This is a genomic window from Chitinophaga sp. (assembly GCF_036569125.1).
Classification (GTDB): Bacteria; Bacteroidota; Bacteroidia; order Chitinophagales; family Chitinophagaceae; genus Chitinophaga.
Genome location: NZ_DATCRF010000364.1, coordinates 1 through 13,205, shown reverse-complemented (window position 1 = coordinate 13,205; position 13,205 = coordinate 1). Strand labels below are relative to the sequence as shown.

Here is a 13,205-nt window from a genome sequence, read left to right as displayed (position 1 = left end):
CCCTGCGGGCAGCAGTGGAAGAGGCTTTGCTGATGCAGCAGGTGTATGCGCTGATATAAGCATACCAACAATAAATCAAATACCTGATGAAACAATTGATGGCGCTGTTCTTTTGCTGCCTCCTATGCCGGGTGAACGGTTTTGCCCAGGATACTACTGTTCAGTTAAAAGATGTGGTAGTAACCGGGCAATACCAGGCGCAGTCTGTTAAACAATCCGTGTACCGGGTGCGCACCATTAACAGCGAACGTATTCAGCTGCGGGGTGCTACCGATGTATTGGGCGTGCTAAGTAATGAGCTGGGCATCCGCCTTTCAAACGATGCTACGCTGGGCGAAACAGATGTAGAGCTTATGGGTATGCCGGGCCAGAATGTAAAGGTATTGCTGGATGGCGTGCCGCTGGTAGACCGTGGCAGCACCAAACAAAGCTTAAGCCAGGTAGATGTTAACTCTATTGAACGTATTGAAATTGTAGAAGGCCCTATGTCGGTGGTATATGGTACGGATGCGCTGGCAGGCGTTATCAACATCATCACAAAAAAACGTACGGACAACCTGACGGTTACCGCCCGGGTGCAGGAAGAAACAGTAGGTACGGAATACAAACCCTTTAATAGCAAAGGGCTGCATAATGAAAATATTGGCCTGCAATGGGGCCATGGCGGCTGGTTTGCCAATGGCGGTTATACCCGTAATAATTTCGGCGGCTGGCAGGGTAGTTATACCGGCCGTAAAAAAGAATGGCATCCGAAAGACCAGTCTTTTGCCAGCGGCATGTTAGGCTACGGCAATCGTACCTGGGAAGTATGGTACCGGTTGGATCACCTGCATGAGAATATTAAAAACCAGGGCGATATTAATACCGGTAACTACAAAGCTACTGATCAATTTTTTTATACCAACCGTTATACCCACCAGGCGCAGGCCGCCTGGAAACCCAGTGAGCGCCTGAGTGTTAACGCTGCGCTCTCTTACCAGGACTACCATCGTAAAACAGAAACCACCATTAAAGATTTTCGCACCAATACCGCCACGCTCTCGGGCGATGCCGGTGCGCAGGACGTATCCAAGTTCAGCACCATTTTTTTCAGGGGCACCGTACAATATAAAATATCAGAAGGGGTATCCCTGCAGCCGGGTGTGGAATATAAAAGGGACGCCAGCAGCGGCCAGCGTATTGAAGGCTCGCCGGTGATCAGTGATTATGCCTTTTTTGCATCTGCAGAAGTGAAACCGGCTGCCTGGCTTAACATCCGGCCGGGGCTGCGTTTCAGCAAAAATTCGGTGTATGATGCGCCGCCCGTTATTCCATCCATCAATACCAAACTTGCATTAAGAAAAGACCTGGACCTGCGCCTGTCATACGCGCGTGGTTTCCGGGCGCCCGCATTGCGCGAATTATACTTTTACTTTTTTGATGCCAGCCACTCCATTAAAGGAAATCCCAACCTGAAGGCGGAATATTCACACAGCGTAAATGGCTCGCTTAGCTGGCAGGCCCTTAGTAAAGATCCGCTGCATTACAGCATTGCCCTGAGCGGCTTTTATAATGATTTCAATAACCTCATAGATATTGGGTATGATGCGGCTGACCCCAGCATTAGCACCTACATCAACATCAATAAGTTTAAAACCACCGGCGGCATGCTGGAACATACCCTGCAATGGAAAGATCTGCAGGCCACCCTGGGCTTCCTGTACATAGGCCGCTACAACCGCTTTGCAGATGATACGGCGTATGCTAAAACCGGCAGCTCGCCCATCTTTACGTGGACACCGGAAGTGAATGCAAATATCATCTATCACATTAAGCGTATAGGCGCCACCGTAAATGTATTCTATAAGTTCAGCGGGGTGCGGCCTACCTATGAGCTGGTAAGTGTTAATAATGCGGAAGTAGTGCACCTGGCAAAAACAGCCGCTTTTCATTATGCGGATGTTACGGCCTCCAAGCGCATTAACAAATACCTGACGCTGAATGCAGGAGTGAAAAATGTGCTGAATGTAGACCGGCTTAAAAGCACTTCGGCAGATATCGGGCAGGCGCACAGCACCGGCGGCCCGGTATTAATGTGGTATGGCCGCTCTTACTTTCTGGGACTGAATTTCCGCTGGGCAAAAAATTAATAACTAATAATTAAGAATTAATAAACATGTACACAACAAAACATTCACAGGCCGGTTGGCAGCGTATGCGGCAGGTTTTTGTATCCCTTACCCTTATAGCAGCGCTCAGTGCCTGCAGCAATGATGACGATGCCATACCGGTTATACCCCCTTCCGGTGGTTCTGAAATGAAGCTGGATGGCGGAGGCGGCACCGGTGCGCCCAATGCGGTGTTTGTGGATCTGAGCGCAGCCATGCAAACCTCCGTGCCCCGCATAAGCTGGGACTTTGGATTTTATAGCGGTAGCGATTACCGTGTGATCCTTAACTATACCTCTTCCATTTCCGTAAAAGCCCTGGCTAAAACAGATCTTACGCAGGTTAGCCTTACGGATACTGTTGGCATTAGCCTGGCCCTGGGACAGGGAGCCGGCACCCTGGATATGGTGGACGACGTATATGGCGACCTGTCAAAAACGGCCATAGCAGCCATATCCGCTACGGATGCGGAAAACAAGGTATACCTGGTAAAACCGGAAACCGCCAATGCTGCCGATCCCAAAACCTGGTATAAGGTAAAGATCAGCCGTAATGGTAACGGTTATAAGCTGCAATATGCCAGGCTGGGGGAAACAGCCATTCAAACCGCTGATATCAGCAAGGACGGCAACTTCAACTTTACCTTTTATTCCTTAACCACCAATAAGGTGGTACCAGCGGAGCCCAAAAAAGCGGAATGGGATATTCAATGGTCGTATGGCGTATACCTGACCGGCGGTGGCGGCGTATTCTTACCTTACCTGTTCTCTGATTTTGTGTACAGCAACAGCCTGGCCGGCGTACAGGCCGCAGAAGCTACTACGGCCGATGGGTTTAACTATGAAACCTTTGCCGCCGCGGACCTTTCCAGTACCAGGCTGGTATACAGCGCCACCCGCGATGCTATTGGCAGTAAATGGCGGGTAACTTCCGGCGCAACGGTAGGCATAAAAACCGACCGCTTTTACGTGGTAAAAGATGCCGGCGGCAACTACTATAAGCTGAAGTTCATCAGTGCCGGAATAGGGCAGGATGGCGGCCAGCGGGGATATCCTGAAATTGCGTATAAATTGATAAAGTAAAGAGTGAAAAGCACAAGGGCAGGGGTTGGCGTTAGCCGGCCCCTTTTTTTATGCCTGCCCCCAGCCGGTAAAAGTGACAGCAATACGGGCGGTGGTATATTTATTGATATCTTTAGTGCATTATGGAATTCAAGGATTATTATAAAACGCTGGGAGTAGAGAAGGGTGCAACAGAAGCGGAGCTGAAAAAAGCCTACCGCAAGCTGGCAGTCAAGTATCACCCCGATAAAAATCCTGGTGACAAAGCGGCAGAGGAAAAGTTCAAGGAAATAAACGAAGCATACGAGGTGCTGGGCGATCCTGAAAAACGGAAAAAGTACGACCGGCTGGGTGAGAACTGGAAAAATTACGAGCAGCACGGCGGCCGCGCCCAGGATTATGACTGGGGCCAATGGGGCAGTGGCGGCCAAACCTATAGCTACCAGGGTAATGCAGAAGATATGTTTGGCGGGGAAGGCGGTTTTTCCGACTTCTTTGAGCAGCTGTTCGGCCGGTCATTTGGCGGCGGCGGAAAACGGCAGCAACGGGCCACCCGGGGCCAGGATATTTCGGCCACCATGGAAGTATCCCTGGAGGACGCCTATGCAGGCGGGCCTAAACAGGTAAATGTAAACGGATCACGGTTAAATATAAAGCTGAAACCCGGCCTGTACGAAGGGCAGGTGATACGCCTGAAAGGCAAAGGTGTACCGGGCCGCAACGGGGCAGAGAACGGCGACCTGCTCATTACCATACATTTAGCGCCGCATCCGCAGTTTGAGCTGAAAGGCCAGGATGTGTATGCCGATGTACCGGTAGACCTTTATACGGCTGTTTTGGGCGGCAAGATCACTGTGCAGGGCCTGGGCGGGCCGCTGAATATGAATATTCCGGCAGGTACCGACAGCGGGCGTATCTTTCGCCTGAAAGGCATGGGCATGCCATCCTTCAACAATGCCTCCCAGCCGGGAGACCTGTACCTGACGGCTATGATCCATATTCCCCAGCATTTGAGCGAACAGGAAAAGGAGCTGTTTACACAGCTGGCCAACCTGCAAAAGAAATAACCCGCCAGGGAACACATTATTCAATAGATTTTTTGACAGACCGCAGTAAAAGCGTACTGAACAAACAACAATTGTTGTAAATTTAGCTTTAAACCCAATTTGAATGATCATTAACGGTAATGGCCATACCAATAAGAAATGCATATTGGTGGCGGACGATGATGCCGATGACAGGGAGTTAATAAAAGTAGCTTTTGAGGAGAATGAGGCAGATACTGCCATCTATTTTGTGGAAAATGGAGAAGAGTTAGTACACTACCTGCACCGGCAGGGGAAGTATAAAGACGAGGGGAATTATCCCTTTCCCAGCCTGATACTGCTGGACCTGAACATGCCTAAGAAAGACGGCAGGGAGGCTCTTCGCGAAATAAAAAGCCATCAGCAGCTGAAAGCCCTGCCCATGGTCATCCTCACCACTTCCACAGCAGCCAAGGATATAGTACATTGCTATGAGCTGGGTGTGAACAGCTATATGATCAAACCGGCTAATTTTTCCGACCTGGTGCAATTTGCCGCTATGTTACATGCTTACTGGTTTAATACTGTGCAGCTGCCCTTATAAAGCCTGTTTGAAGAAATCGGTTTCCCTTGCCCATTCAAGAAGAAAAGATACCAGGAAATAACCCGATGATACGATCATCAGTCCTAACGCAAGCAATCCAATTTTGAAGAATGCCTTAATACCAAGAAGATCTGCTGCATTTGCGGCATAGGTAAGTAGTGCGAGTAATGCGCCGGTTATGAGTAAGGTAAGGGCAATTTTTTTCATTGATGAATTTAAAGTGACGGGTACCTGTATACCCTATACGAAGGAGCAAAGATATTATCTTGAGGGTGGATAGAAATAATTATTTTTTTTCAATGTAAAAAGAGCTGGCTAAAAGGCGCGAAGAACGTTGTTGCAACACACCTTTCAGCCAATTAAATTTTATGCCGCCGGATCATTTTCCGTGGGATCCGCCTGCTTTTTCTTCCCGCTGCGGCCCTTCTCTACCCACCAGTATAGCGGCGGTATAATTAATGGCGCAAACAGCAGGGTGCTGGTTAAGCCGCCTATGATCACAGTAGCCAGGGGGCGTTGCACATCCGATCCAATACCTGAAGAAGTAGCGGCCGGTATTAAGCCTGCAATGGCTACTACCAGGATGGAAAGCAGCGCGCTTAGCTGCTCTTTGGAAGCCAGGTACACGGTTTCCTTCAGGTCATGATCACCCGCCAGCTTTAAGCGGGTAATAGCGGATACCAATAGCACACCCGCCATTACCGAGATCCCAAAAATGCTTACAAAACCTACGCCTGCCGATACGTTGAAATGATACCCACGTATGAACAATGCCATAATACCGCCGGCCATGGCAAAGAAGATGCAGCTGATGGTAACCGCGGTATGCGGCATGTTGCGGAACAGCATGAACAGCACCAGGAACACCATTACAATGGTTAAGGGAATAGTGAATGAAAGCTGTTTGCTGGCCCTTTGCAGGTTCTCATACTGCCCGCCGTAAATAATGGCGTAACCTTTTGGTATGTGCAGCTGCGCATTTATTTTGCTGCTCACTTCTTTTACAAAACCGCCCTGGTCGCGGCCGCGTATGTTGGTGCGCACGGTGATCATGCGTTTGTTGTTGTACCGGTAAATGTTCGTTTGTCCCTGCACGTAGTCTATGCTGGCCAGTTGGTTCATGGGCACCAGTGCCCCCGTAGCAGACGTTACCTGCAGATTTTTCACTGCTTCAATGTTGCTGCGGTTCTCTGCCAGGTAGCGGATCACAATATCGTAACGTTTGGTGCCATCATACAGGGTACTAATGGTTTTGCCGCCAATAGCCGCTTCAATAATGTTCTGTATATCGGCTACATTAATGCCAAAACGCGCGGCATTTTCCCGGTTAATGTTAATAGCTATCTGCTCCTGCGGGCCTTCCTGCTCAATGTTCACGGATTCTGAGCCGGCCATATGCTGCACAATATTGGCAATGGTATCTGCTTTGCCGCGCATCATGGTCAGGTCGTCGCCTACAATGGAAATGGCCAGGTCGGCAGCGCTGCCCGTTACAATTTCCATTACCTGGTCAATGATAGGCTGGCCGGAGGAGAAGTGCACCGCGGGCATGGCCCGTTCCAGATCATGCCGTATGCTGGTTACCAGTGTTTTTTTGGCAATGGTATCGCTCCACAGTTTATACTCCTTTAAGCCTACCAGTATCTCATTACGGTTAGCCGGGAAGGGATCGGTACCATCATCATTACGGCCGGTTTGCGTGATCACAAAATCTATCTGCGGGTATTTGGCAATGATCTCCCTGATCTTAGGCGCGTAGCGGGCATTTTCCTGGATGGTGATCCCGGAAGGGAAGTTGCCGCGTAAAAAAATGGAGCCTTCATCCAGCTCCGGTAAAAACTCAGAACCCAGGCTGCCGCCTACCAGTATCAATACCACTACTATTGCAAAACCGCCTATCACGGATGTTTTGGGACGTTTTAACACCGTGCGCAATGCCTTACCATACCCGTTCCCCAGGAAGGTAAGCACCACATTCTTATGCTCTTTCAGTGGTTTGCCCTCCCCGCTGAATGCTTTCTTATATGCAAAGGATATTAATACCGGTATCAGTGTAAGCGCTGCCAGCATGGAGCCTATTACTGCAAAGGCCAGCGTAAGCGCCATGGGTGAGAACAGCTTGCCTTCTACGCGCGTCATCAGCAGAATGGGCATGTAAGCCAGTATGATGATGGTAACGGAGAAGAAGATCTCCCGTCCTACTTCCTGTGCAGAGAGCAGGGTAAGGGCGATGATCCCTTTGCGCTTTTCTTCCATGGGCGCCGTCCGGTACGTTCGTATCAGGTGCTCTGCCATTACGCAGGCGCCATCCACAATAATCCCAAAGTCAATAGCGCCCAGGGAAAGCAGGTTGGCCGGTATGCCGGTAAGCCGCATTAATATAAATGCAAATAACAGTGAGAAGGGAATGGTAAGCGCTACCACCAGCGCGCTGCGCAAACTGCCCAGGAAAAACACCAGGATAATGATCACGATGGATACCCCTTCCAGCAGCGTATGGCCTACGGTTTCCAGCGAGTGATCGATCAAAAAGCTACGATCGTATAAGGTGCGCAGCTTAACGCCTTTGGGCAGCTCATCTGTTTCCAGGTCGGCAATGCGCTCTTTTAATATTTTTAATACTTCACTGGGATTTTCGTACCGGCGTAAGAGTATGATGCCTTCCACACCATTATTGGAGCTGATGCCGGCGCTTTTAATGGTATAGCCCATTACGCCGCTGGGCGGGGGCGGCGCAATTTCCACGGTGCCTACATCGCGCAGGAACACCGCCATGCCATTGCTTTCCGTAAGCACAATGTTCTCAATATCCGATTCTGTTTTTACGGCGCCCAGGCTGCGTACGGCAAATCCCTGCTCGCCGCGGGCAATAATATTGCCGCCGGTGTTCCGGTTGTTCTTTTGCACGGCGTCTATTACATCTTCCATGGAAAGCCCATATTTCCGCAGCTTATCCGGCGAAGTAAGAATGTGGTATTCCTTTAGCGGACCGCCAAAGGTGGTAATATCTGCAATGCCGGGTACCTGCAGCAGGTAAGGTTTAATCACCCAGTCCTGCAGGTCGCGGATATCAGTGGGCGTATAGGATGGCGGGGCTTCTACCACGTACCGTAATATTTCCCCTACGGCAGTGGTCAGCGGCGCCAGCTCCGGGCTTACGCCATCCGGCAATTCGGCTGTGGCTATACGTTCATTTACCTGCTGCCGTGCAAAATAATCATCTGTACCGTCTTTAAAAGTTAGCTGCACTACGCTCAGGCCAAAAATGGTGCGGCTTCTGCGGTCCAGCACATTCGGTGTGTTCTGCAGGGCCCTTTCAATGGGAATGGTCACCTGCTGCTCTACTTCCTCTGCTGCCCGGCCGGGATACTGCGCTACTATGATCACGTTAGTATCCGCAATATCAGGGTAGGCTTCTATTTTCAGCATGGTAAAGCACCAGTAGCCAATGCCCATCAGGGCAGCGCCCATGAGTATAACAGCCCAGCGGTTCTTAAGCGAGAATATTAATAAGTTGCGAATCATCTGATCTTAGATTTCAGATTTTAGATTTTAGATTTGATGGATGTTCTTTAGATTCCAGGTTTCAGATGGTGTGATATGTTACAACACATCTAAAATCGTAAATCGTAAATCTCAAATCCTTTCCACCTGGTTCACTACAATAAAGCCGCTGCTTATTTCCCTGCGCAGGGCTTTCAACGCATGCCTTACCTTTTCATCCTCATCAATAAAGGTGATGAGCATGGGTGGTTCATCAAAACTGAACCAGCTATCCGGCCGTTTCAGCTGGTGATGCACGCCAAAGCCTATCTGGCCCCGGAATGCAGTGGCGCCGGCTATTTTGTGCCGGATCAGGAACCGCATGATGAATTCATATAAAGGCTGTGCACCGTACACTTCATCTTTGTCAATATAGATCTGTGCCTGAAGCATGAGGAAATGATGTTTTGAAGTTTTTCAGTATCCGAAACTTAATCCCTTTAACTGCATTACGCCATTCACCACTACCTGCTCGCTTCTTTCAAGACCTTTATAAATATTCACCCGGTCGCCTATTTGCAGGCCGGTGCTAACTTCTTTTCTTTCAAAGGTGGAGGGCGCTGTTTTTATAAATACATAGCTGCGGCCCTGGGAGGTAATGAGCGCAGATTTGTTAATGCTGATCATGTTGCTGCTGCTACGCTCCGGGTCCGGCTTTACCGGGAAAGTTACCGTGGCAAACATACCGGCCTTCAGCTGCTGGCCGGGGTTGCTGATGCGGATGCGCAGCTTTACCATACGGGTGGTATTATCTATTACATCGGCAATATTTTCGATCTTGCCGTTAATATGCATTTCCGGGAAAGAGGGCAGCACCATGGAGCAGGAATTGCCTTCTTTTACATTACTGATCTGCGTTTCCGGTATATCGCAAATCACATATGCGGTGCCGGGTGTGGCAGCGCGTAAGGCTACCGGTTCAAAACCACCTGCTTTTAACTTAGCCTCATGTTCAATAATAGCGGCTCTTTCATTAGCCAGGTTGGTTTGTTCCATTGACAGCGCTGCCTGCGCATCCAGCAGGTCCTTACCGGTGGCTGCGCCGTGGTTAAACAGGTCCTGCGCACGGTCCAGCTCTATTTTACGCTGTTTGATATTGATATCCTGTATATGCCGGATGTTGATCATGTGCTGCATCAGCTGTGTGTAGCTGCTTTCCAGGTCAGGATTATCAAACAGCACTACATTCTGCGCGCCTTCCTGTGAGGTAAGCACGGTAGCGGCTATACGTGCGGGGGCATGCAGCTCGCCGGAAAGGGCGGAATCGCCGGCAGGCTCCGTCTGGAAAAAAGATACCATCGCCGTATCTGTAAAGGTGATGCGCTTGCCATCATTCTCCACTTTAGGCACCGGGTCTGCCTCCGCGGTGGCTTCCTTTTTTTTATGGGTACATGCTGTTAAAAGCAGGCATGCCGTTAAAAAATATGTGGTTGTAGTGTTCATTATAATTGATTAATAAGGCCGGTTACAAATAATAATTGCAGGTAGCTTTGATAGTAAGATTGCAGCGCATCATAATACAGCAGGCGCGTATCATACCAGTTACGCTGGGCATCCAGGAAATCTATAATGGTGGTGCCGCCGCGCAGGTATGCATACTTCACATTATCGAGGATCTGCTGCGATTGTTGTAACACTCCGTTATATTGCTGTATGTTATTTTTTTGCACCACATAGGTTTTGTAGGCCGTGCTCACATCGGTTTGCACCTGCAGCTGTGTGGCCTGCAGGCTTTGTTCTGCCTGCGCTTTCTGGATCTCTGCTTTTTTGATCTGTCCCTGGTTGCGGTCAAAAATGGGGAGGCTGATGGTGCCAAAGAAACCAACGTACGGCACGGAGTTCTGCGGGTTATAGATCACGCCCAGCTCCGGCTGCGGCCAGGAAAGGGACTTCTGGTACTGTATGCTGCTGGTGGTTTGTGCAATGGTGCTTTTTACCAGCATTACATCCGAACGGTTTTCCTGGCTCTGGTTAATTAAGCTATCCAGTGTGGCAGTGGGCATTAATGTTTCCACGGCGCTGCTGGTATCTACCTGCACGCTGTCGGCCGCGCCGGTTAAGAGCTTCAGGGTTGCCAGCTCATTGTTATAATCCTGGAAGAACACGGTGAGCTGCAGGTTATATTGCTGCAGCAGCACCTGTGTACGGGTAAGGTCTGTTTGTGTGATCACCTGGTTCTTGTAACGCAGCTCATTGATCTTTACCAGGCTATCCAGGTTGGCGCGGCTTTCCTGCAGCAGGGTAAGCTTCTTTTTCAGCACCCAGGTGTTAACCCAGCTGCTGCCTACATTCCAGGAAAGGTTACGTACATTTTCCTGGTAGGTATTATTGGCAACCGCAATATTCTGGTTAGCGGATTCAATCCTGTACTTACGCTGGCCCGGCCATTGGATTGGTTTGGTGAGCTGCCACCATACCTGCCGGTTGCTGTTATCGGACCATTTGGTGCCGGCCGGGAAATGCCCGGCATCTGCCAGCTGCAGGGTTTGATTGTTGAGATTTGGATTAGGACGCAATTTGGCGGTGATCACATCTGCCTGGGCAGCGCCAATATTCAGATACTGCGCCTTCAATACCGGGCTGCTTTGCCGTGCCGTGTCTATGGCGGAGGACAGGGTAAATACTGTTTGGGCAACAGTATTGCCGGCGCCTGCAAGCAGGAAGGTAGCCACAGCAATTACAAGCTTTGGGTTCATGCTAATAGTTTACCACATTTTTAGATAACCGGGATAAAGTTCAACAAAGTTCATGCTCGCCGTATTATACAGCGCCTATTTTAAGGGTATTTTAAGACACCTTAAAAACAGCTTATAATTGTTATAATTATCTATTAACAAACATTTGTGCATAGGGTTCACCCAAAATAGAAAACCGCCTAAAGAGGCGGTTACACTAATATTCACGTTATGAAAACCCAAAAACAAACACCTTACAGGTGTTGTAAATCGCTTGATGATGCACAATATTAGCCCTTTCCTGGTCCATGGGTAGTTAATCGCCAGTTAAGGGGGAAATGTGCAGATATGCAGATGTGCAGATGTGCAAATATGGGAGGCATTTCATCTGCACATCTTCATATTTGCACATCCGCACATTATTCCATTGCCTGGTACACCGCTACTTTAAACTCCTCACCAATACGCCAGTACGGGGAAAGATATTCCTGCGTGAACAGCAGTCCTACCAGCTGCTCCTGCGGGTCGGCCCAATAGTGCGTATTAAAAGCGCCGCCCCAGCCAAAAGTGCCGGTACTAAAGGGCAGCAGGTAATTGTTCTTTGCTGTTTCCAGCGCAAAGCCAGCCAGGCTGAATTGAAAGTTTTCCGGCTGCGGCGGAAGCGGTGAAATGCGCATGCTATCCGTAAGCTGGTTGGTGAGCATCAGCTCCACTGTTTTGCGGCCCAGCAATCTTTTATGCTTATACACACCCTTGTTTAAGTAAAGCGACAGGAACTTCGCATAATCCGCTGCCGTGGAGCTTAAGCCTGCGCCGCCGGATAAATAGGTGCCGCCGAGGTTAGGGAACAGGGGATCTACGCCTTCATAAATAGGATGGGTTACCGGCAGCAGCGCTGCGCCTTTACTTTCATATAAGGTTACCAAACGGTTTTGCAGGCCGGCAGGCAAATGAAACCAGGTATCCGCCATTTCCAGCGGCTCAAATACCCGTTTGCGCAGAAAAATATCAAAGGGCTGCCCGCTCCAGATCTCCACCAGGTAGCCTAACAGATCGGTGTTAAGGCCATAGGTGAATGCAGCGCCGGGATCATGCTGCAAAGGCATTTGCGCCAGTAAGGCCATCTTTTCCTTAATAGTGGAACGGGTAGTGCCAATGCCGCTGGGAATACCGGCTTTGGTATAAATGGCCCACATGGTGGGATCGCTAAAAATGGCCGGGTATGCAATACCGGAGCTTTGGCGCAGCAGGTCGCGGATGGTTATTTCCCTGCTGGCCGGGCGCGTGGTGTAGCTGCTGTCTGCAGCATTAAAATGTACCAGCACCCGCGGATTTTTAAATGCAGGAATGTAATCGGATACCGGGTCATCCAGCAGGAACTTGCCTTCCTCCCACAGCATCATTACCGCCAGACTGGTAATGGCTTTGGACTGGGAGGCAATACGGAAAATGCTGTTGGTTAACATGGGCTTTTTGGCTGCTGCATCTGCATAGCCAAATGCTTTGTTATAGATGATCTGTCCATTACGAATGATCAGCGCAGTGGCGCCGGGTATATGCTGCGCGTTAATGTGGCGGATAATTAAGCTGTCAATACGGGCCAGGCGTGCAGGGTCAAAGCCCTGCTGCGCGGTTGCCAGGGCTGTGGCAAAAAGCATCCCTGACAAAAGCAGCACCTGCTTTTGCAAATATTTCATGATAAAAAAGTTATGATGGAATGTTATTGGAAGTAGGGAGGGAGCTAAGAATGTAAAATTTTAAATCATAAATGTAAAATGTAAAAGTGGAATGCTGCTATGGCTGGATAAGCCGTCTGCGCGGCATTCCACTTTACAGTTATCTCGTTCATAAAGTCTTTTAAATGGTCTCTATGAACTTCCTGCGTCGGTTTATCTCGGTTCATAAAGTCTTTTCAATGGTCTCAATGAACCTCCTGCGCCGGTTTATCCCGTTCATAAAGTCTTTTAAATGGCCTCAATGAACCTCCTTGGCCGGTTTATGATTTTACATTTTTATACAATTGATCTTACAAGACCACCGTCTGCACGCAGGGCGGCGCCGTTGGTAGCAGCAGAGAGCGGGCTGGCTACGTAGGTTACCAGGTTGGCTATTTCATCCACACTGGCAAAACGTTGTATAAGGGAAGAAGG

General features: G+C 49.4%; 10 protein-coding genes. 4 read left to right on the top strand and 6 right to left on the bottom strand.

From position 1 onward, the window contains the following. Window positions 1-86 precede the first annotated feature (86 nt). The 4 genes from VIM87_RS13485 (at window position 87) to VIM87_RS13470 (ending at window position 4,837) form a co-directional block, all read left to right on the top strand. Entirely contained in the window at window positions 87-2,129 is a 2,043-nt protein-coding gene (locus VIM87_RS13485) for a TonB-dependent receptor plug domain-containing protein (protein ID WP_331997504.1), read from the top strand. Between the two features lie 26 nt (window positions 2,130-2,155). Next, window positions 2,156-3,229, top strand: a complete 1,074-nt coding sequence (locus VIM87_RS13480) for an HmuY family protein (RefSeq protein WP_331997503.1) — start codon at window positions 2,156-2,158, stop codon at window positions 3,227-3,229. Window positions 3,230-3,351: 122 nt separating this feature from the next. Further along, window positions 3,352-4,275, top strand: coding sequence for a DnaJ C-terminal domain-containing protein (locus VIM87_RS13475; protein ID WP_331997502.1), 924 nt, complete (start codon window positions 3,352-3,354; stop codon window positions 4,273-4,275). A 103-nt stretch (window positions 4,276-4,378) separates the two neighbouring features. Further along, complete coding sequence (locus VIM87_RS13470) at window positions 4,379-4,837, top strand: response regulator (RefSeq protein ID WP_217604522.1); 459 nt, start codon at window positions 4,379-4,381, stop codon at window positions 4,835-4,837. Here the strand turns inward: VIM87_RS13470 and VIM87_RS13465 are convergent. The 6 genes from VIM87_RS13465 to VIM87_RS13440 form a co-directional block, all read right to left on the bottom strand. Further along, a complete protein-coding gene (locus tag VIM87_RS13465) occupies window positions 4,832-5,044 on the bottom strand; it encodes a hypothetical protein (RefSeq protein ID WP_331997501.1) in 213 nt (70 codons plus the stop codon). The two genes, VIM87_RS13470 and VIM87_RS13465, sit on opposite strands and share 6 nt — an antisense overlap. 159 nt (window positions 5,045-5,203) lie before the next feature. After that, entirely contained in the window at window positions 5,204-8,362 is a 3,159-nt protein-coding gene (locus VIM87_RS13460) for a CusA/CzcA family heavy metal efflux RND transporter (RefSeq protein WP_331997500.1), read from the bottom strand. A 111-nt stretch (window positions 8,363-8,473) separates the two neighbouring features. After that, a complete protein-coding gene (locus VIM87_RS13455; protein ID WP_331997499.1) occupies window positions 8,474-8,773 on the bottom strand; it encodes a DUF190 domain-containing protein in 300 nt (99 codons plus the stop codon). Window positions 8,774-8,797: 24 nt separating this feature from the next. Then, a complete protein-coding gene (locus tag VIM87_RS13450; RefSeq protein ID WP_331997498.1) occupies window positions 8,798-9,823 on the bottom strand; it encodes an efflux RND transporter periplasmic adaptor subunit in 1,026 nt (341 codons plus the stop codon). Continuing rightward, window positions 9,823-11,076 (bottom strand): TolC family protein, encoded by a 1,254-nt coding sequence (locus tag VIM87_RS13445; RefSeq protein ID WP_331997497.1) that lies wholly within the window; start codon window positions 11,074-11,076, stop codon window positions 9,823-9,825. Before VIM87_RS13445 ends, VIM87_RS13450 begins: the two co-directional genes overlap by 1 nt. A 398-nt stretch (window positions 11,077-11,474) precedes the next feature. After that, window positions 11,475-12,752, bottom strand: coding sequence for a serine hydrolase domain-containing protein (locus tag VIM87_RS13440; protein ID WP_331997496.1), 1,278 nt, complete (start codon window positions 12,750-12,752; stop codon window positions 11,475-11,477). Window positions 12,753-13,205 lie beyond the last annotated feature (453 nt).